This is a genomic window from Anaeromyxobacter dehalogenans 2CP-C, from assembly GCF_000013385.1.
GTDB lineage: Bacteria > Myxococcota > Myxococcia > Myxococcales > Anaeromyxobacteraceae > Anaeromyxobacter > Anaeromyxobacter dehalogenans_B.
Window position 1 is genome coordinate 2381212 of record NC_007760.1, and the last position, 18133, is coordinate 2399344.

Genomic DNA, 18133 nt, shown 5'->3' on the forward strand with positions numbered 1-18133 from the left:
GAGGCCGCCGGGTGGCCGGCGCGGAGGCGGTGCATGAGCCAGGAGACGCTGAACCCGCAGGCCCGCCAGATGGCGGACGAGTCCATGTTCCGCAACCTGGCCGCGCAGGCCTCGGCCATCTGGCCGCAGGAGGCGCCGCTGTTCCGGCGCTACGAGCTGCCGCCGGGCGCGCGCATCCTCGACGCGGGCTGCGGCACCGGCGAGATCACCGCCCGCCTCGCCGGCCTGTTCCCGCAGGCGACGCTGCTCGGCGTGGACGTGCTCGAGCCGCCGCTCCGGGTGGCCCGCGCCCGCCACGGCGCGCTCGCGCCGCGCGTCTCGTTCGCGCAGGGCAGCGTGTTCCACCTGGCGCTGCCGGATCGCGAGTTCGACCTCACCGTCTGCCGCCACGTCATCCAGGCCATCCCCCACCCCGAGCGCGCGCTCGCCGAGCTGGTCCGCGTGACGCGCCGCGGCGGGCGCATCCACCTGCTGGCCGAGGACTACGGGATGATCCACATCCCGGCGCGCACGCTCGACCCGGCCGACTTCTGGCCGGCCGCGCCGCGCGAGTTCGGGGCCCGCACCGGCTCCGACATGCTGGTGGGCCGGCGCGCGTTCGCGATGATGCGCGCGCTCGGGCTCGCCGACCTCACGCTCGACTACGTCGCGGTGGACACGCTGCGCGTGCCGCGCGAGACGTTCGCGGCCATCTGGGAGGCCTGGCGCGACGGCTACGTGGACGCCATCGGCCAGCACACGCGCTTCACGGCCGAGGAGGCGCGGCGCCACTTCGACGACCAGATCGCGACCATCCGCGATCCGGACCAGTACGCCGCCTGGATCATCCCGATCCTGTCCGCGCGCGTGCCGTAGCCGGCCGCGCGACCGGCGGGCCGGCGGTTTCCGGCCGGGAATCGCCCCTGCGCGGGGTGGAACGGACGCGCCGATCGGGTGTATTTTCGCTCCCCTTCCCCCGCGCCGGAGCGAGCCCGTGCAGAAGACCGAGGACCTGAACATCGCCGCGTTCGACCTCATGCCGTCGCCGGACGAGGTCAAGGCGCGCATCCCCATCACCGAGGAGGCCGTCCGCACCGTGGTGGAGGGCCGGCGCGCCATCGAGGCCATCCTCGACGGCCGCGACCCGCGCATGTTCGGCGTCATCGGCCCCTGCTCGATCCACGACGCCGCCGCCGGCCTCGACTACGCCCGCCGCCTGCGCCTCCTCGCCGAGGAGGTGAAGGACACGCTGGTCCTGGTGATGCGCGTGTACTTCGAGAAGCCGCGCACCTCGGTGGGCTGGAAGGGCTTCATCAACGATCCGTACATGGACGACTCGTTCCGGATCGACGAGGGCATGGAGCGGGCGCGCCGCTTCCTGCTCCAGGTGAACGAGCTGGGCCTGCCCGCCGGCACCGAGGCGCTCGACCCGCACGCGCCGCAGTACTACGGCGACCTCGTCTCCTGGACCGCCATCGGCGCCCGCACCTCCGAGTCGCAGACGCACCGCGAGATGTCGTCCGGCCTCTCCACCCCGGTCGGCTTCAAGAACGGCACCGACGGCGACGTGGACGCGGCGGTGAACGCCATCCTGTCGGCGGGGCGGCCGCACAGCTTCCTGGGCGTGAACGGCCAGGGGCAGTCGGCCATCATCCGCACCCGCGGCAACCGCTACGGCCACCTGGTGCTGCGCGGCGGCGGCGGCCGGCCCAACTTCGACACCGTCTCCATCTCGCTGGCCGAGCAGGCGCTCACCCGCGCCAAGCTCCCGCTCAACCTGGTGGTGGACTGCTCCCACGCGAACTCGTGGAAGAAGCCCGAGCTGCAGCCGCTCGTGCTCCGCGACGTGGTCCACCAGGTTCGGGAGGGCAACCGCTCGGTGGTGGGCTTCATGGTCGAGAGCTTCATCGAGGACGGGAGCCAGCCCATCCCCGACGACCTCTCGAAGCTCCGCTACGGCTGCTCGGTCACCGACGCCTGCGTGGGCTGGGACACCACCGTGGAGATGGTGCGCCAGGCCCGCGAGGTGCTGAAGGACGTGCTGCCGCGCCGCGACCGCGGGTAGCGCCTACAGCAGCGTCCGCGGATCCGTGTACGGGATCCCCAGGCTCTCCGCCGCCGGGGCGCAGGTGAGCTTGCCCCGGTACGTGTTGAGCCCGGCCAGGAAGCCGGGATCCGCGAGGAGCGCGTCCTTCACGCCGCGGCCGGCGAGCTGCATCGCGTACGGGAGCGTCGCGTTGGTGAGCGCGAGCGTGGAGGTCCGCGGCAGCGCGCCGGGCATGTTCGCGACGGCGTAGTGCAGCACGCCGTCCACGAAGTAGACCGGGTCGGCGTGGGTGGTCGGCCGGGTGGTCTCGACGCAGCCGCCCTGGTCCACCGCCACGTCCACGATCACGCAGCCCGGCTTCATGTCCTTCAGCATGCGCCGCTGCACCAGCCGTGGCGCGGCGGCGCCGGGGATGAGCACCGCGCCGATGACGAGGTCGGCCTGGACCAGCGCCTGCTCCACGTGGGCCTCGTTCGACCAGAGCGTCTCGATGCGGTTGCCGAAGATGTCGTCGAGGTAGCGGAGCGTGGGCAGGCTCTTGTCGAGCACCGTGACCCGCGCGCCCATGCCCGCCGCGACCTTGATCGCGTTCAGGCCCACCACCCCGCCGCCCAGCACCACCACGTGCGCGGGCGGCACGCCGGGCACGCCGCCGAGCAGCATCCCCCGCCCGCCGTTCGGCTGCTGCAGGTAGAACGCGCCCACGTGCGCGGCCATGCGGCCGGCCACCTCGGACATGGGCGTGAGCAGCGGCAGGCGGCCCGCGGGGTCGCGGATGGTCTCGTAGGCGATGGCGGTGACCTCGTGCTCGAGGAGCGCCTTCGTCTGGAGCGGGTCCGGCGCGAGGTGCAGGTAGGTGAACAGGATCTGCCCGGGCCGCAGCGCGGCCAGCTCGGGCGGCTGCGGCTCCTTCACCTTCACGATCAGCTCGGCCTGCTCGAACACCTGCCGCGCCACCGGCGCGATGCGCGCGCCGACCGCCTCGTACTCGGCGTCGGTGAACCCGCTCCGCTCGCCGGCGCCGGACTCGACCAGGACCTCGTGGCCGGCCGCGACCAGCGATCGCGCCCCGCCGGGCGTCAGGCCGACGCGGTTCTCATTGTTCTTGATCTCCTTCGGGCAGCCGACGCGCATGCGAAGCTCCGGGGTGGTGAGGGCCGAGCGGCCCCCACCGAGTAAGACGAACGAGGGCCGCCGTCGATCCCCGCACCGGGTGTTCGCGATGGCGCGTCCCACGGTTCTGGGCTAAGGAGCGGCCATGAACGCGAAGGAGCGCGCCGCCCACCGGCTCGCCCTGGAGCGGCTGCGCGCGCAGCTCGTCCAGGCGGGCCCCGCCCGCATCGAGCCGAACCGCCGGGACCCGGCCAGCACCGGCGTCTCCGACGAGGACGCGCAGGCGCTCTCCGAGATGCTCCAGGTGCTCGCCTCGCAGCGCAACAAGGGGCAGGCCGAGCTGGTCGGGCGCATCGACCGGGCGCTGGCGAAGCTGGCGAACCGCCCGGACGACTTCGGCCTGTGCGAGTCGTGCGAGGAGGAGATCGCGCCCCGCCGGCTCGCGCTCATGCCCTACGCGGCGCTCTGCCCGGAGTGCCAGGCGCGCTCCGAGCCGCGCCGCAACGCGACGCGCAAGAACCTCACCGACTTCAGCTGACCCGCACCCCGGAGATCCCCGTGCGCATCCTCCACACCATGCTCCGCGTCGGCGACCTGGAGCGGTCGCTCGCCTTCTACACCGGCGTCCTCGGCATGACGCTGCTCCGCCGCCAGGAGTACCCCGACGGCCGGTTCACGCTCGCGTTCGTGGGCTACGGGCCCGAGTCCGAGCAGACCGTCATCGAGCTGACGCACAACTGGGACACGCCGCGCTACGACCTCGGCACCGGGTTCGGCCACGTGGCGCTGGAGGTGCCGGACGCCTACGCCGCCTGCGCCGAGATCAAGGCGCGCGGCGGGCGGGTGGTGCGCGAGGCCGGCCCGATGAAGCACGGGACGACCGTGATCGCGTTCGTCGAGGATCCCGACGGCTACAAGATCGAGCTCATCCAGCGCGGGAGCTAGGCCGCGCGGACGACCACGCCGGTGGCGGTCTCGGCGAACCGGTACTCGGGGTGGAGCCGCTCCGCGGTGCGGAGCGCCCACTCACGGTCGAACAGCACCACCGGGCGCTCGCGCACGTCGAGCACCACCATGCCCTCGACCGCGTCGTGGAGCGCGTCGAGGTCGAGCGGCTTGCCGTCGGCGCGCGACACCCAGCGCGCGAGCTGGTACGGCACCGGCTCGACCCGCACCTGCACCGAGTACTCGGACTCGAGCCGGTAGCGCACCACCTCGAACTGGAGCTGGCCGAGCGCGCCGAGCACGAGGTCGCCGGCGCGGCCCGCCGGCGGGCGGTAGAGCTGCACCGTGCCCTCCTGCGCGAGCTGCTCGAGGCCGGTCGCGAACTGCTTGCGGCGCATGGGATCGACGAGCGCGAGCCGCCGGAAGTGCTCGGGCGCGAAGCTGGGGATGCCCTCGTACACGAAGCGCGAGCCGCCGGTGAGCGTGTCGCCGATCTCGAGGTTGCCGGGGTCGTGGATGCCCACCACGTCGCCGGCCCAGGACTCGTCCACCACGTTCCGGTCGCGAGCCAGGAACTGCGTCGGGTTGGCGAGCCGGACGTCCTTGCCGCTGCGGACGTGGTGCGCCTTCATCCCGCGGACCATCCGGCCCGAGCAGATGCGCACGAACGCGACGCGGTCGCGGTGCGCCTTGTCCATGTTCGCCTGGATCTTGAACACGAACCCGCTGAACTCGTCGCGGGTCGGCTCCACCGGGCCCTGGTCGGTGTCGCGGGGGCGCGGCGGCGGCATCAGCTCGCTGAACGTCTCGAGGAACGCCTCCAGGCCGAAGTTGTTCACCGCGCTGCCGAAGAACATGGGCGACAGCTCGCCCGCCTCGAAGCGCGCGCGGTCGAACCCGTCGCCGGCCGCGTCGAGCAGGTCGGCCTCGGCGCGGAGGCGATCGTAGCCGGCGTCGTCGAGCGCCTCGCGCAGCATCGGGTCGTCGATGCCGGTCACCTCCACCGGCGGCCGCTCGGCGCCGGTGGTGGAGCTGGAGTTGGCGTGGTCGGCGTCGAACAGGTACACGCGCCGCGCCATGCGGTGGTACACGCCGCGGAACACGCCGCTGCGGAACACCGGCCAGGTGATGGGGTAGACGCCGATGCCGAGGACGCTCTCCACCTCGCCGATGAGCTCGAACGCGTCGCGGCCCGGCCGGTCCATCTTGTTCACGAACGTGAAGATGGGGATGGAGCGCTGGCGGCAGACGCGGAACAGCTTGCGGGTCTGCGACTCGACGCCCTTGGCGCAGTCGAGCAGCATCACCGCCCCGTCCACCGCGTGCAGCGTGCGGTAGGTGTCCTCGCTGAAGTCGGCGTGGCCGGGGGTGTCGAGCAGGTTCATCTGCAGCCCGCGGTAGGGGAACTGCAGGACGCTGGTGGTGATGGAGATGCCGCGCTCGCGCTCCATCTCCATCCAGTCCGACACCGCGTTGGCGCGGCCGCGCTTCGCCTTCACCGCGCCGGCGAGCTGGATCACGCCGCCGTAGAGCAGCAGCTTCTCGGTGAGCGTGGTCTTGCCGGCGTCCGGGTGGGCGATGATGGCGAAGGTGCGCCGGCGCGAGATCTCGTGGTGGCTCATGGACTGCGGGGGTCCTTCCAGAATGCGAATCGCCCCGGGCCAAGGGACCCGGGGCGAGCGAGCGTCTGTGTCGTCGGGGGCGCACTCTAACCCAGCGGCGCGCGCGTTGCATCCCCCAGGCCTCGCCGCCCTCCGTCCGGCCGTCCCGGGGCAGCGCCGGCTAGCTCACCAGCAGGAGCTTGCGCATGTGGACGTGGGGGACGCCCTGGTCCTCGAACACCTCCCCCTCGCGCCGATAGCCGCGCGCGTGGAAGAACGGCTCCGAGCCGAGCTGAGAGGCCACCACCACCTCGTGGATGCCGCGCAGGCGCGCCATGCGCTCGAGCGACTCGAGCATGGCGGCGCCCACGCCGGTGCGGCGGGCCGCCTGCGCCACGGCCATGCGGCCGATGTGGCAGGTGCGGTGGTCGGTCCGGACCACCCGGCCCGTGCCCACGCAGCGGCCGCCGCGGTCGAACGCGACCACGTGGTCGGCGGAGAAGTCGAAGGCGTCGCGGTCGAGCGGCCGGGGGATGTGCTGCTCGAGCTCGAAGACGTCGCGGCGCAGCGCGTAGGCGGCGTCGCGGTCGTCGGTGGAGGAGGCGAAGCGGACGAGGAAGGGCATGTGGTCAAGGTACCCGAAACGATCGTTCAGCCTCATGCCGCGGTGCGGCGAATCGACACGGTTTCCCTCGACCGGGCGAGCCCTTCGGCGGCCGTGCCACCGGTGGCCGCCGCGAAGGAGCATCGGGCCATGCCCGCGAACGTTCCGCCCCGGTACAAGGACGCGGAGCTGCGCCTCCACCGCGCCACCACGCGCGAGGAGAAGGAAGACGCGCTCCGCGAGATGATCGCGCTGCTCCCGCACCACAAGGGGACCGACAAGCTGCTCGGGGACCTGCGCGCCCGGCTCTCGAAGCTGGAGGAGGAGGCGACGCACGCGCACCGGCCCGGGCGCCGCGCCGAGGTCGGCCAGGTGGAGCGCGAGGGGGCCGGGCAGTGGGTGATGATCGGGCCGGCGAACTCGGGGAAGTCCTCGCTGCTCGCGGCGCTCACCCACGCGAAGCCGGAGATCGCGGAGTACCCGTTCACCACGCGTGACCCGCTGCCGGGGATGATGGAATTCGAGGACGTGCAGGTGCAGCTCGTGGACACGCCGGCGGTGGGCGGGGCGCAGGTGCCGGCCTGGCTGCCGCAGCTCGTCCACGGGGCGGACGGGGTGCTGATCGTGCTCGACGTGGCGGGGGACGACCTGGAGGCGGGGCTGCGGGCGACGCTGGACCTGCTGGAGAGGGCGCGGGTGCGGCCGGCGGGGCGGGCGGCGGCGGCGGGAGCGTCGCCGCTGGAGCGGGCGGTGCCGGTGGTGGTGCTCCTGAACCGGTGCGACCTGGACGACGACGGGACGTTTGCGGCGCTGGCGCGGGAGGCGGTCCCGCCGGATCTGTTCATGTTCTCGGTGTCGGCGACGCGGGGGGATGGGCTGGATGGGCTGAGGCCCGTGCTGTTCAGGTCGCTGCACCGGATCCGCGTGCACACGAAGGAGCCGGGGCACGCGGCGGACGGCGGGAAGCCGTTCGTGCTGCCGGAGGGGGCGACGGTGCACGACCTGGCGGATCGGGTGCATCACGATCTGGCGGAGCGGCTGAAGTTCGCGCGGCTGTGGGGGCCGCACGCGCGGTTCGAGGGGCAGCAGGTCGACCGGGGGCATGTTCTCGGGGATGGGGATGTGGTGGAGCTGCATGCTTGAGGGCGGGGCCTCTGGAAAGGAGCTAGAGGTCGGGCAGCGGGGACGCTCCTGGGAAGGGAGCTAAAGGTCGGGCAGCGGGCTTGCGGGGCGGGCCCGGTTGGCCGGGGGCGGCGAGGCGGGATCGGCTTGCGAGAGGCCTGAACGCGGGGCGGGGCTGGCTTCCGGTTGGTGTTCGCTCATGGTGAGTTCCTGGTCTTTCGCTCATGGTGAGCTCCGTCGAACCATGAGCGGGACGTAGTCACCGTGAGTACGTGCTTGCGACCCAACGGGCACGTTCGTCCCCCTTGACCCCGTTTCACTCTGCGGCGACCTCCGCGGCGCAGGACGCACGGAAACCCCGCTCAGAACGCGCTGCTCCCTCTCTGCGCGTCGCGCCCTCGCTCCGGGCGCGTTCGCGATCTTCCCCTCCCCTTCGTGCGTCTGACGGCGAACGCGTGCGTCCGGCGAGGGCTCGGAAACGCGTGAGACAGTGTCGATATGGACACTGCGCGTGAACTCTCGGCTCAGCTGGCCACCCTCCTCCGCCGTGAGCGCTCTGCCCTCGCGGAGTTCCTCGTCGCGCTCGCGGACTTCGACGCGCGGCGCGCGTGGGCGGAGCTGGGGTACGCCTCGCTGTTCCACTACCTGCACCGGGAGCTCGGGCTGTCCAAGGGCTCCGCGCAGTACCGCAAGGTCGCGGCGGAGCTCATCCAGGCGGTCCCGGCGGTCATCGAGCCGCTGCGGGATGGGCGGCTGTGCTTCACGACCATCATCGAGGTGGCGCGGGTGGTGGACGCCCGGAACTGGGAGGGGGCGCTGCCTCGGTTCTACGGGCTGTCGCGGCACGAGGCGGCGGAGGTCGTCGTGGCGCTGGCGCCGCATCCGGCACCGCCGGTACGGACGGTGCTCACGGCGGTGCGTGGCCCCGGGTCGGCTGGTTCAACTGTTGAACCGGTCGCTCCGCCACCGGGGTCGTCCCGCTCGGCGGCGCTCACGCCGCTCACGGCGGAACGTCAGCGGCTTCACGTCACGGTAAGTGAACGTTTCGGGCGCAAGCTGGAGCGACTCCGCGATCTGCGTCCGGACCTCTCCGACGACGCGCTGCTCGAGGCGGCGGTGGACCTCCTCCTCGCCAAGGCGGAGAAGCGGAAGGGCGCGCTCACGGAGCGGCCTCGGGCGTCGGTCCGGCCTTCCCGCGATCCGCGTCACATTCCGGCCCACGTGCGCCGTGAGGTCTGGCGGCGGGACGGGGGGTGCTGCCAGTGGCGGGTGGCGAGCGGGGAGATCTGCGGTTCCACGCATGCGCTCCAGCTCGACCACGTCGTGCCGCTGGCGCTGGGCGGGGAGTCGTCTCCGGGCAACCTTCGCGTGCTCTGCGCGGCGCACAACCTCCTCGCGGCGCGGCGGGTGCTGGGGGACGCGCTGATGGATCGCCATGCGGTTCCGCGGGCTCGCGGAGCCCCTTGACCTTCTTCCCGCCCTCCCCCATCTTGCGCCCCCCTATGCCCATCCGACGAGGTTCGGTCACCTTCGCTCGCTTCCGCGCGGAGATCCCCGCGAAGCGCTCCTCCGACACGCGCCGCTGGCTGGCCCGCGGGCTCGCCAAGGGCGCCTTCGAGCCGCTCGACGTGGAGCGCGGGGAGGACGATCGGGCGGCGGGGTTCGTCTCCGCTGAGGACCCTGGGATCACGGACTTCACCTCCGGCGTGCTCGAGGGCGAGTGGGCGCTGTTCGGGTTCCGGGTGGACACGCTGCGCGTGCCCGCCTCGGCGGTCCGGGCGGAGCTGGACCGGTGGATCGCGCTCCACGAGAAGGAGCGGGGCCGGCCGCCGACCAAGGGCGAGAAGGCGACGCAGAAGGACCTCATCCGCCATGCGCACCGGCAGCGGGCGGTTCCTTCCAGCAAGGTGCATGACGTGAGCCTGCACCTCGGGTCTGGCGAGCTGCTGGTGTGGGCGGCGTCGCGCAAGCTGGTGGACGAGATCGCGGCGGCGGTGGAGGGGGCGCTGGAGATCAAGCTGACGCCCTCCTCGGTGAGCGCGCTGGCGGTCCGGTCGGAGATCTCCGACTCGGCGCTGGTTCCCACCGCGGCGCTGACGGGGCTTTCGGGGAAGGAGGCGCGCGATGTCGAGGCGTGATCAGGCGAGGGCTGAGGCCGCGTTCATGCGCGGCGACACGGGCGTGGACGGGGTCGCGACCGACGCGGACGGGCGGGACGAGGCGGAGGTCGAGCGCGACAAGGCGCGGGAGGCGCTGGTTCGCGGCCGCACGTGGCTAGGGCGCGAGCTGCTGACCTGGCTGCTGTGGCGCTCGGAGTCGGGGGAGCCGATCACCGAGCTGGACGGCACCCCGGTCGTCGTCCTCTTCGTCGGGCGGGTCACGCTGCGCGGGGTGGTGGGCGACGTGACGGAGCTGGCGGCGCGGGGCACGCAGGCGCCGTACGCGCGCGAGGTCCGGCGGGCGCTCGACGCGGGGCTGCTGGTGCACCAGGCGCGCGTGCGCGTCCAGCACGGCGAGCAGGCCTACGAGGTCACGCTCGACGCGGAGTTCCTGGACGTGAAGGGCGCGAAGCTGCCGCCGCCGCTGGCGGAGGCGGACGACGACAAGCTCGTCGAGCGGCTGGAGCAGGCGCAGCGGCTGTCGGCGCTGGTGGACGCGCTCGCGGCGGCGTTCCTCGAGGTCCGCGCCTCGCGGGCCTGGGCCTCGCGCACGGTTCCCGCGCTGAAGCGCTGGATGCAGGACGACGAAGGGGGCGCGGAGCCGGAGGAGGCGCCGGCGCCTCGGGCGCGCAAGGCGCGGTAGGCGCGGCGCCGCTCATTTTTCCCGTGCCCTCACCGCCGCGCGGCGGAATACTGCGCGGCCATGCTGCGCATCGCGGCGCTGTCGGACATCCACGGGAACGTCTGGGCCCTCGAGGCGGTGCTGGAGGACGCGCACCGGCAGGGCGTGGACCTCGTCGTCAACACGGGCGACCTCCTCTCCGGGCCGCTCGATCCGGCGGCCACCGCCGACCTGCTCATCCCGCTCGGCCTGCCGACCATCGCGGGCAACCACGAGCGGCAGCTCCTCGCCTGCGAGCACCACGGCGGCGGGCCGGCCGACCAGCACGCGTTCGAGCACACCACGCCGCGCCACCGCGAGTGGCTGCGCCACCTGCCGCCCACGCTCGACCTGGCGCGCGCCGGCGTGTTCCTCTGTCACGGCTCGCCGACCAGCGACACCCAGCACCTGCTCGAGGACGTCGAGCACGGCGGGCTGCGCCTCGCCGCGCCGGGCACGCTCGAGACCCGCGCGTTCGGCGTGGACCGGAGCCTCATCCTCTGCGGCCACTCGCACGTGCCGCACGCGACCGCGCTGAGCGGCGGTCGCCTGGTGGTGAACCCGGGCAGCGTCGGGCTGCAGGCGTACGAGGACGACCACCCGGTCCACCACAAGGTCGAGAACGGCTCGCCGCACGCCCGCTACGCCCTCTGCCACCGCACGCCGCGCGGCTGGAGCGTCGCGTTCCGCTGCGTGGCCTACGACCACCACCGCGCCGCAGAGACGGCGCGCGCGAACGGCCGCGAGGACTGGGCGCGCTGGCTGGAGAAGGGGCGGGCCTGAGTCCCTCGACTCCGCGCGGCCCAATGGGCCGCGCTACGCTCGGGATGAGCGAACGGAGTCGAGGGGTCGGGATGAGCGACCGGGGTCTACCGCTCGCCCTGAGCCTGTCGAAGGGCGAGCGAGGTCGGGCGCCTCACGGCGCCGTGCGCCGCACCGCCACCACGGTCAGCTCCGCCTCGCCGCCGGGCCGGTGCACCTCGACCACGTCCCCGGCGCGACGCCCGAGCAGCGCGCGTGCCACCGGCGAGCCGGCGCTGATGAGCCCGCGCCGCGCGTCGGCCTCGTCCGGCCCGACCAGGCGCCAGGTGACCCGGCGGCCGTCCTCCTCCTCGACGGTCACCCAGGTCCCGAACCCCACCTGCCCCTCCGGCGTGGCCTCGGGCCCGAGCACGGTGAGCGCGCCCAGCGTCGCGTCGAGCGCGGCGACGCGCGCGTCCAGGTCGGCGAGCCGCGGCGCGCGCTCGGCGTCTGGGAGCCGGGCCGCGTCGGCGCGCTCGGCCCGGAGCCGCGCCAGCGCCTCGCGCAGCGCGGCCTGCCCCTCCGGCGTGACGTAGCGCACCTCGCCCGGCGCGAGCCGCGGCGGCGGGCGCACCACCGGGCCGAGGTCGGGCGTCTCCTCGCTGGTGAAGGCCTTGGACACGCCCCGAGGATAGCGGCGGATCTGCGGGCGCGCCCGCCGGGCCGGGCGCCCGGGCCGGGCCCTGCGACACGGTGGCGCAGCTTCGGCGCAGCTTGCGCGGCCGCGCCGGAGGCGCCATCACCTCCACCCATGGACACCACGCGACTGGGAAGGACCGGGCTCGAGGTCAGCCGGCTGTGCCTCGGCACCATGAACTTCGGGCCGGAGACGCCGGAGGACGAGGCGTTCCGGATCATGGACCGCGCGCTCGACGCGGGCGTGTTCTTCTTCGACACCGCCAACGTCTACGGCCAGAAGGCGAGCGAGTGGGGCAAGCTCCCGCGCGAGGGGCGCACCGAGCAGATCCTGGGGCGCTGGCTCGCGCAGGGCGGCGGGCGGCGCGAGCGGATCGTGCTCGCGACCAAGGTGTACGGGCCGATGTGGGAGGGGCCGAACGGCCGCGGGCTCTCCGCCTACCACATCCGCCGCGCCTGCGAGGACAGCCTGCGCCGGCTCGGCACCGACCACGTGGACCTGTACCAGATGCACCACGTGGACCGCGGCACGCCGTGGGACGAGCTCTGGGAGGCGATGGACCGCCTGGTGCGCGACGGCAAGGTGCTCTACGTGGGCAGCAGCAACTTCGCCGGCTGGCACGTGGCGCAGGCCTGCGAGGCCGCCGCGCGGCGGAACCTCCTCGGCCTCGTCTCCGAGCAGAGCCTCTACAACCTCGCCTCCCGCACCATCGAGCTGGAGGTCATCCCGGCCTGCCGCTCCTACGGCGTCGGCATCCTCCCGTGGAGCCCGCTCGCGGGCGGCCTCCTCGGCGGCGCGCTCGCGAAGGCGGCCACCGGCCGGCGCGCCGGCGAGCGCGTGCAGAAGAAGATCGAGCAGCACCGCCCGCAGCTCGAGCGCTGGGAGAAGCTCTGCGCCGAGATGGGCCAGCGGCCCGCGGACGTGGCGCTGGCGTGGGTGCTGGGGCGGCCCGGCGTCACCGCGCCCATCGTCGGGCCGCGCACCGTGGCCCAGCTCGACGAGGCCATCGCCGCGACCGAGCTGACGCTCGACGCGGCCGCGCTGCAGGCCATCGACGCGATCTGGCCGGGTCCCGGCGGCGAGGCGCCCGAGGCGTACGCCTGGTAGAGGTTCGACTCCGATCGCTCATCCCGACCCTTCGACTCCGACCCTTCGACTCCGGCGAGCCTTGCGGCTCGCCTACGCTCAGGGTGAGCGGCGCGGCCGCAGGCCGCGCGGAGTCGAGGGACGCTCATCCCGCGCGGAGTCGAGGGCCCAGAAAGTCGGAGGCTCCGCCGGTTTCCCGGCGGAGCCCCCGTGGCCCCCCGGCCACTTCGAGTGGAGCGCTCACCCTTGGACGCTCCGCAGACTTTGAACGGCCGGCCCGCGGCGTGTGACGCGCCGGGCGCGCAGCGCGCGCGGCCCGGGGAAACCCGTACCCATTTCAGCGTAATAAAACGTTTGCCCAGAATGGGGCGTCCGTCAGGACTCTTCCCGACTGCCCTCGACCGCGCGGCGCCGGATGATCTCGGCCAGCCGGTCCTTGATGCGCTCGTAGCGCTTGCGCAGCGTGGCCGGGTCCACGCGCTTCCCCTCCTGCGACAGAACCTCCGCGACCTCGTCCCAGGAGAGCTGCTGGTCGAGCCGCAGCACGAGCAGCGTCTGCTCCTCGTCGTCCAGCATCGCGCGCAGCTCCTCCAGCTCCTGGCGCTGGCGCTCGAGGCGGACCCCGGTTCGGGTGCGCACGTCGGCGGCGAGGCGGGTCGCCTCGGTGGTGTCGAGCCGCTGCCCCAGCCGCCGCCAGGCGTCGTCGCGCACCTTCATGGCGGCGCTCCAGGCGGCCTTGAACGCCCAGGTGCGGGCGCTGGAGCGGCGCTGGAAGCCCGGCATGCCGCGCCACACCTGCTCGGCGAACAGCGCGAACGCGTCGGAGGCGGCGGTCTCGTCGCGGAGCAGGACGTTCAGGTAGCCCAGGATCCGGGGCCCGTAGCCGCGGATGATCTCGGTCGCGGCCAGGCGGTGATCGCCTGCCTCCAGCGCCGCGGAGACCCGGGACTCGACGTCCATCCCGCGCAATGTAGACGACCCTGCACGGGCGGTCGAGACGGGTACGGGGTGGGTCACCGGCCCGCCAGCAGCCCAGCGAGAGCCGAGGTGATCGGCTGTCCGGTCCGCTCCTCCACGAACCCCCACTGGCCGCTCGGGTTCAGCTCCAGGAACGCCCAGGAGCCGTCGTCCCGGCGCCGGAAATCGGCCGCGCCGTAGACGAGCCCCAGGTCCGCCATGAGCCGGCGCAGCCCGGCCGCGATGCGGTCCGGAAGCTCGCAGGCCGCCACGCGGCAGAGGTGGGTCACCGGGCGGAAGTCGTCCGGCGAGACCGTGTCGCGCGCGTCGAGGTCGGCCGCGAAGAGCTGGTCGCCGACCACCGTCACGCGCACGTCCACCCCCGGCACGCGCTCCTGGAAGATGACCGGCGCGAGCGGCAGCGACGCGAGCCGCGCCAGGTCGTCGGGGCCGACGCGGCGGGTGGGCCGCCACAGCGCCGGGGTTCCGGCGGCGAGGACCTTGTGGACGGCGCCGTCCGGTCCGCACGCGCCGAGGAACGCGCGCGCCGCATGCGGATCGCTGGTGATGAGCGTGCGCGGCACCTCGAGCCCGGCGCGCTCCGCCGCGGCGAGCTGGTTCGGCTTGTGCGCGGCGGCCGCGTCGCGCCAGGGATCGTTGACGAAGCGCGCGCCGCGCAGCGACGCCAGGAGGCCCATCGCCGCCTCGCCGGTCTGCCGGGTGGCGAACGCGGCGTCCTCCGGGCGGAGCCCCGGCGCGGCGGCGTGCGGCAGGGGGCGCCGCCACCAGACCGCGCTGACCTCGGCCGCGTCGATGGGCGGTCGCCCGTCGATCCGGAGCTCGCGTGCGCCACCGCCCGCACCGTAGCCGAGCACCACCCGGCCCCGCCGCGGCAGGTCCGAGAGGTCGAGCACGGTCGCGTCGGCGCCGAGCGCCTCGAGCGCGCGGAGCACGAGCGGCGCGTGCTCGTCGCCGGCGTGGGTGATGGCGAGGATCACGGGAAGGAGCCGGCGCGCGCCGCCACAGGAGACCGCGCGCGCCGGCGGGGTGACGCTAGATGGCGGTCTTCTCCGACGGCACGGCCGGGGACGCCTGCTGCGCCTCCGCCTGCAGCGTCGTGTACCAGCGCTCCACCGCCTGCATGTGCTGGATGCTGCCGTCGCTCAGGAAGTTCTCGCGGTGCGCTCGCTGCAGCAGGTCGAGCACCTTCGAGAGCGTCGCGACCAGCTCGACGGCGGTCGCCTGGCGCTTCGCGGCGAGCTCGGGGCTCACCTCCTCGACGCCGAACGGGCGGGGGGCGGTGAGCCCGACGGCGGTGATGCCCGGCTGGTCCTTTTCTTGGACGGTGGCCATCAGATCCGGATTCTTCGGCATTGGCATCTCCTCAGGGATGGATGGAAGTGGAACGAGCGAATGCTACGAAAGGGACGGACACGCACGGCCCGACGCACACTTACAGCGAAGCTCGCAGCGCGCGCGCGTCCCGCGCCAGCGGGACATCGGCGTCCGCATGCGCGAGCATCCCGAGCAGGCGATCCACCGTCGTGCGCGCTGCTGCGCGGTCTCCCAGGTTCCGTTGGGCCAGCGCGGTGATGTACAGGGTGCGCGGATAGGCGAACGCCCGCCAGGTGCCACGCGGCGGCAAGCGCAGGAACCGCTGCGCGGCCGCGAGGGCCTCGCGGTGGTCGCCGAACGCCGCACTCACCTCGGCAGCGAGGTAGGCGGGTGGCAACCCCTCCACCGGCCAGGCATCGCGCGCCTCCGACGCGGCGAGCCGGGCGAGCGCGCCGGTCGCGTCGCCCGCCCGCCACAGCTCGAGCGCTGCCAGCTCCTCTGCCGCCACGGAGCCAGGGGGAAGCGCACGCCCGAGCTCGCGGGCGTGCTGAACGTCTCCGAGCAGCGCCAGCGGTACCGCCAGGTCGGCCGCGTAGGCTGGGTTCACCGCCGCGGCACGCGCGGCATACGGCCATACGCGGGCGGCATCCCACGCGGTGACCACGAGCAGCGCTGCGGAGTAGTGGCGGCCCTGGCTCTCCGGAACCTGGGAGTATCTCGCCGCGCACTCCTGGAGCGCCTCCCGCGCCCTGCCCTGCATCGCGAGCGCGAGCGCGCGCGTGAGGCGCCCATACGCTGCCGGCACGTGCTGTGCGACCTCCTCCATCTCGCGGACGTCTCCGGCCCCGCTGGCCGCAGCCGCGAGAAGCGGCGCCTGGGAGGCTCCGTTCCGTGCGAACGCGCGCCGCGCCTCGGCCAGGGCAGCCTGCGACTCCCCGAGCCATTGGTGGATGCTCACCAGGGTCGCGCTGCGCCCTGGCGAGTCGGGCCGCGCGGCGATCCGTTCGCGCAGGGCGCGGAGATCCTCCGTGCGCCGAAGCCGCCCCAGCGCCTCGACGAGCGTCGCGAGCGGATCCTGCCGGTCGGGCGCGAGCGCGACCACCTTCTCGTAGTACGGCACGCTGTCCGCCCACTTGCCCTGCCGCCAGAGGATCTCGCCCGCACCCTCCAGCGCCTCGAGGTCATCCGCCGCGACGGCCAGGATCGCGTCGTAGAGCTGGCGCGCCTCGTCGAGCCGCCCGCCGATGCGGGCGGCCAGCGCCTGGACGAGCAGCCGCTCGCGCTCGCCGAGGCGGTCCGCGCCCCGCAAGGCCGCCTGGACGTGTCGCTGTCCGACATCGTCCCTCGCGCCCTGGAGCGACCGCACGGCCGCCAGCCTGTAGTGCGCCAGCGGGAACGCGGGATCCAGCGCGAGCGCACGCTCGAAGGACGAGGCGCACGCCTCCATGGCCGCCCCAACCGGCTCCGCCCTCTCCAGACAATCCACCCCCGCGTAGTACCAGCGCGCCGCCTCCGGGCTCGCGGTCACGGCCTCCGCCACCGGGCGCCGCACACGGCGGTCGGCGCGGCGCTCCTTCGCCTCGCGGCGGATCCGCTCGGCGAGCTGGTCCACGCCGTCCGACATGCCCGAGGCGCTCCACAGGTCGGCGCTCGCCTCGAACAGCTCCTTGCCGGTCTCCGACTCGACCGCCCGCACCGACAGCACCGGGCCGTGCTCGCCCGGCTCCGCGGACGGCAGCAGCACCAGGCCGGCGCCGGCGATGCGGGCCAGGTTGCGCGCCCGCTCGGCGTCGAGCCGCCCCGGCTCCCCCAGCCCGGCCTCGCGCGACACCGCGGCGAGCCGCGCCGGCGCCAACAGCCGGACGCGCTTCGACGGCTCGAGCGCGGCGGCGAGCAGGCCGGGGACCGCGTCGAGCGTGGGATCGCCGGCGCGGTTCTCCATGGCGCCGAGCACCGCCTTCAGCTGCTCGCCGGGCGGCGGCTCGCGGTCGAGCGCGAGCCAGGCGGAGAGCGCGATCGCGGAGAGCGCCACGCTGGCGGTCGCGACCAGGGTGCGGCGGCGGGTGCGGCCGGCGTGCGCCTGCTGGATGGCGAGCAGCGCGTCGCGGGCCTCGCGCGCGCTGGCGGGGCGCCGCGCGGCGTCGCGGTCGAGCAGCCGCCGCACCAGCGCCCGGAGCGCCCTCGGCGCGGCCCGGCGCGGCAGGGCCGGCGTCGGGCCGGGCTCCTGAGCCTCGCTCCAGTCCTTGTCCACCCGGTACGGCAGCGCGCCCGAGAGGCACTGGTGCAGGATGACGCCGAGCGCGAACAGGTCCACCCGCGCGTCGCCGCCCTCCCCCTCCCACTGCTCGGGCGCCATGTACGCGGGCGTCCCGCCGTCGCCGATGCCGCCGCGGCCGAACAGGTGCGCGAACCCGAAGTCGAGCACCTTCACCTCGCCGTCGTCGGTGAGGTGGACGTTGCCGGGCTTGAGGTCGCGGTGGACGACGCCGGCCGCGTGCGCGTGCACGAGCGCCCGCGTGATGGCGACGCCGAGGTCGATCACCTGCTCGAAGCCGAGCGTCTTCTCGCGCTCCAGCCGCCGCGACAGCGAGTCGCCGCGCAGCAGCTCGAACACGAGGTACGGGCCCTCCGGCGCCTGCCCGAAGTCGTGCAGCGTGACGATGTTCGGGTGGTTGAGCCGCGCCACCGCCTCGGCTTCGCGCTGCATCCACTCGCGGCCGCGGGTGGCGATGCGCGTGCCCGGGCGCACCACTTTCACCGCCACCGTCCGGCCCAGGTCGCCGTCCTCGGCCTCGTACACCACGCCGAAGCCGCCGCGCCCCAGCTCGCGGACCAGCCGGAAGCGGCCGATGGTGGCGCCGGGCCGGAGCACCGGGGACCACGCATCGCCGAGCGGCACGTCGTTCACGTGCACCATCTCGGCGAGCAGGCGCGTGAGCTGGACCGAGCGGTGCTCGCTGGACGACTCGGCGCGCGGCGAGTCCTGGCTCACCGGCTCGGCGGTCTGGGCGGGCTTGGGCGGCGTCACGAGGGGTCCCGGGTCCGCCCCGGGTTCTATCAGATGCCCGGACATGGCGTCCCGAGGG

18 protein-coding genes are annotated in these 18133 nt (G+C 74.0%); 10 read left to right on the forward strand and 8 right to left on the reverse strand.

Annotation, left to right across the window (positions count from 1 at the left end):
- Positions 1-33 precede the first annotated feature (33 nt).
- On the forward strand, positions 34-855 hold the full coding sequence (locus ADEH_RS10930) for a class I SAM-dependent methyltransferase (protein WP_011421159.1): 822 nt from the start codon (positions 34-36) through the stop codon (positions 853-855).
- A gap of 118 nt (positions 856-973) precedes the next feature.
- The gene (locus tag ADEH_RS10935) at positions 974-2044 is read left to right on the forward strand and encodes a 3-deoxy-7-phosphoheptulonate synthase (RefSeq protein WP_011421160.1); all 1071 of its coding nucleotides are present in this window, start codon (positions 974-976) and stop codon (positions 2042-2044) included.
- Between the two features lie 3 nt (positions 2045-2047).
- Here ADEH_RS10935 and ald read toward each other — a convergent pair whose 3' ends face one another.
- Positions 2048-3160 (reverse strand): alanine dehydrogenase, encoded by a 1113-nt coding sequence (ald, locus tag ADEH_RS10940; protein WP_011421161.1) that lies wholly within the window; start codon positions 3158-3160, stop codon positions 2048-2050.
- Between the two features lie 124 nt (positions 3161-3284).
- Between ald and ADEH_RS10945 the strand changes: the two genes are divergently transcribed.
- Together ADEH_RS10945 and gloA are read left to right on the forward strand one after the other, a co-directional pair.
- Positions 3285-3677 (forward strand): TraR/DksA family transcriptional regulator, encoded by a 393-nt coding sequence (locus ADEH_RS10945; RefSeq protein ID WP_011421162.1) that lies wholly within the window; start codon positions 3285-3287, stop codon positions 3675-3677.
- A 20-nt stretch (positions 3678-3697) separates the two neighbouring features.
- A complete protein-coding gene (gene gloA, locus ADEH_RS10950; protein ID WP_041453491.1) occupies positions 3698-4084 on the forward strand; it encodes a lactoylglutathione lyase in 387 nt (128 codons plus the stop codon).
- On the opposite strand, the gene ADEH_RS10955 is transcribed toward gloA, so the two are convergent.
- On the reverse strand, positions 4081-5706 hold the full coding sequence (locus ADEH_RS10955; protein ID WP_011421164.1) for a peptide chain release factor 3: 1626 nt from the start codon (positions 5704-5706) through the stop codon (positions 4081-4083). The genes gloA and ADEH_RS10955 overlap by 4 nt on opposite strands.
- A 160-nt stretch (positions 5707-5866) precedes the next feature.
- A complete protein-coding gene (locus tag ADEH_RS10960) occupies positions 5867-6310 on the reverse strand; it encodes a GNAT family N-acetyltransferase (RefSeq protein ID WP_011421165.1) in 444 nt (147 codons plus the stop codon).
- Positions 6311-6439: 129 nt separating this feature from the next.
- Here ADEH_RS10960 and ADEH_RS10965 point away from each other — a divergent pair, with 129 nt between their 5' ends.
- The 5 genes from ADEH_RS10965 to ADEH_RS10985 all read left to right on the forward strand — a co-directional run bounded on the left by ADEH_RS10965 (position 6440) and on the right by ADEH_RS10985 (position 11014).
- Positions 6440-7432 carry a GTPase gene (locus ADEH_RS10965; RefSeq protein WP_011421166.1) on the forward strand — a complete coding sequence of 331 codons (993 nt, stop codon included), beginning with the start codon at positions 6440-6442 and terminating at the stop codon, positions 7430-7432.
- A 477-nt stretch (positions 7433-7909) separates the two neighbouring features.
- On the forward strand, positions 7910-8878 hold the full coding sequence (locus ADEH_RS10970) for an HNH endonuclease (protein WP_011421167.1): 969 nt from the start codon (positions 7910-7912) through the stop codon (positions 8876-8878).
- A 35-nt stretch (positions 8879-8913) separates the two neighbouring features.
- Positions 8914-9549 (forward strand): recombination-associated protein RdgC, encoded by a 636-nt coding sequence (gene rdgC / locus ADEH_RS10975; RefSeq protein WP_041453492.1) that lies wholly within the window; start codon positions 8914-8916, stop codon positions 9547-9549.
- Complete coding sequence (locus ADEH_RS10980; protein ID WP_011421169.1) at positions 9536-10213, forward strand: hypothetical protein; 678 nt, start codon at positions 9536-9538, stop codon at positions 10211-10213. Before rdgC ends, ADEH_RS10980 begins: the two co-directional genes overlap by 14 nt.
- A 60-nt stretch (positions 10214-10273) precedes the next feature.
- Positions 10274-11014 (forward strand): metallophosphoesterase family protein, encoded by a 741-nt coding sequence (locus tag ADEH_RS10985; RefSeq protein WP_011421170.1) that lies wholly within the window; start codon positions 10274-10276, stop codon positions 11012-11014.
- 133 nt (positions 11015-11147) lie between these two features.
- On the opposite strand, the gene ADEH_RS10990 is transcribed toward ADEH_RS10985, so the two are convergent.
- Positions 11148-11654 carry a GreA/GreB family elongation factor gene (locus ADEH_RS10990; protein WP_011421171.1) on the reverse strand — a complete coding sequence of 169 codons (507 nt, stop codon included), beginning with the start codon at positions 11652-11654 and terminating at the stop codon, positions 11148-11150.
- A 129-nt stretch (positions 11655-11783) separates the two neighbouring features.
- Between ADEH_RS10990 and ADEH_RS10995 the strand changes: the two genes are divergently transcribed.
- Complete coding sequence (locus ADEH_RS10995; protein WP_011421172.1) at positions 11784-12776, forward strand: aldo/keto reductase; 993 nt, start codon at positions 11784-11786, stop codon at positions 12774-12776.
- Between the two features lie 354 nt (positions 12777-13130).
- On the opposite strand, the gene ADEH_RS11000 is transcribed toward ADEH_RS10995, so the two are convergent.
- The 4 genes from ADEH_RS11000 to ADEH_RS22575 form a co-directional block, all read right to left on the reverse strand.
- Positions 13131-13715: an RNA polymerase sigma factor gene (locus ADEH_RS11000; RefSeq protein WP_041453494.1), complete on the reverse strand. Its 585-nt coding sequence runs from the start codon at positions 13713-13715 to the stop codon at positions 13131-13133.
- A gap of 53 nt (positions 13716-13768) precedes the next feature.
- Entirely contained in the window at positions 13769-14710 is a 942-nt protein-coding gene (locus tag ADEH_RS11005; RefSeq protein ID WP_011421174.1) for an MvdC/MvdD family ATP grasp protein, read from the reverse strand.
- A gap of 55 nt (positions 14711-14765) precedes the next feature.
- Positions 14766-15086, reverse strand: a complete 321-nt coding sequence (locus ADEH_RS11010) for a hypothetical protein (protein WP_157061354.1) — start codon at positions 15084-15086, stop codon at positions 14766-14768.
- Between the two features lie 79 nt (positions 15087-15165).
- Positions 15166-18075 carry a serine/threonine-protein kinase gene (locus ADEH_RS22575; protein ID WP_232287475.1) on the reverse strand — a complete coding sequence of 970 codons (2910 nt, stop codon included), beginning with the start codon at positions 18073-18075 and terminating at the stop codon, positions 15166-15168.
- Positions 18076-18133: the final 58 nt, after the last annotated feature.

Excerpts from the sequence above, each read along its gene's own strand:
- ald (WP_011421161.1), bottom strand. The coding sequence starts at position 3,160 with ATGCGCGTCGGCTGCCCGAAGGAGATCAAGAACAATGAGAACCGCGTC.
- ADEH_RS10960 (WP_011421165.1), bottom strand. The coding sequence starts at position 6,310 with ATGCCCTTCCTCGTCCGCTTCGCCTCCTCCACCGACGACCGCGACGCC.
- ADEH_RS10955 (WP_011421164.1), bottom strand. The coding sequence starts at position 5,706 with ATGAGCCACCACGAGATCTCGCGCCGGCGCACCTTCGCCATCATCGCC.
- ADEH_RS11010 (WP_157061354.1), bottom strand. The coding sequence starts at position 15,086 with ATGCCGAAGAATCCGGATCTGATGGCCACCGTCCAAGAAAAGGACCAG.
- ADEH_RS11000 (WP_041453494.1), bottom strand. The coding sequence starts at position 13,715 with ATGGACGTCGAGTCCCGGGTCTCCGCGGCGCTGGAGGCAGGCGATCAC.
- ADEH_RS10965 (WP_011421166.1), top strand. The coding sequence starts at position 6,440 with ATGCCCGCGAACGTTCCGCCCCGGTACAAGGACGCGGAGCTGCGCCTC.
- ADEH_RS10995 (WP_011421172.1), top strand. The coding sequence starts at position 11,784 with ATGGACACCACGCGACTGGGAAGGACCGGGCTCGAGGTCAGCCGGCTG.
- ADEH_RS10945 (WP_011421162.1), top strand. The coding sequence starts at position 3,285 with ATGAACGCGAAGGAGCGCGCCGCCCACCGGCTCGCCCTGGAGCGGCTG.
- ADEH_RS10970 (WP_011421167.1), top strand. The coding sequence starts at position 7,910 with ATGGACACTGCGCGTGAACTCTCGGCTCAGCTGGCCACCCTCCTCCGC.
- ADEH_RS10930 (WP_011421159.1), top strand. The coding sequence starts at position 34 with ATGAGCCAGGAGACGCTGAACCCGCAGGCCCGCCAGATGGCGGACGAG.
- ADEH_RS10985 (WP_011421170.1), top strand. The coding sequence starts at position 10,274 with ATGCTGCGCATCGCGGCGCTGTCGGACATCCACGGGAACGTCTGGGCC.
- ADEH_RS10980 (WP_011421169.1), top strand. The coding sequence starts at position 9,536 with ATGTCGAGGCGTGATCAGGCGAGGGCTGAGGCCGCGTTCATGCGCGGC.
- rdgC (WP_041453492.1), top strand. The coding sequence starts at position 8,914 with ATGCCCATCCGACGAGGTTCGGTCACCTTCGCTCGCTTCCGCGCGGAG.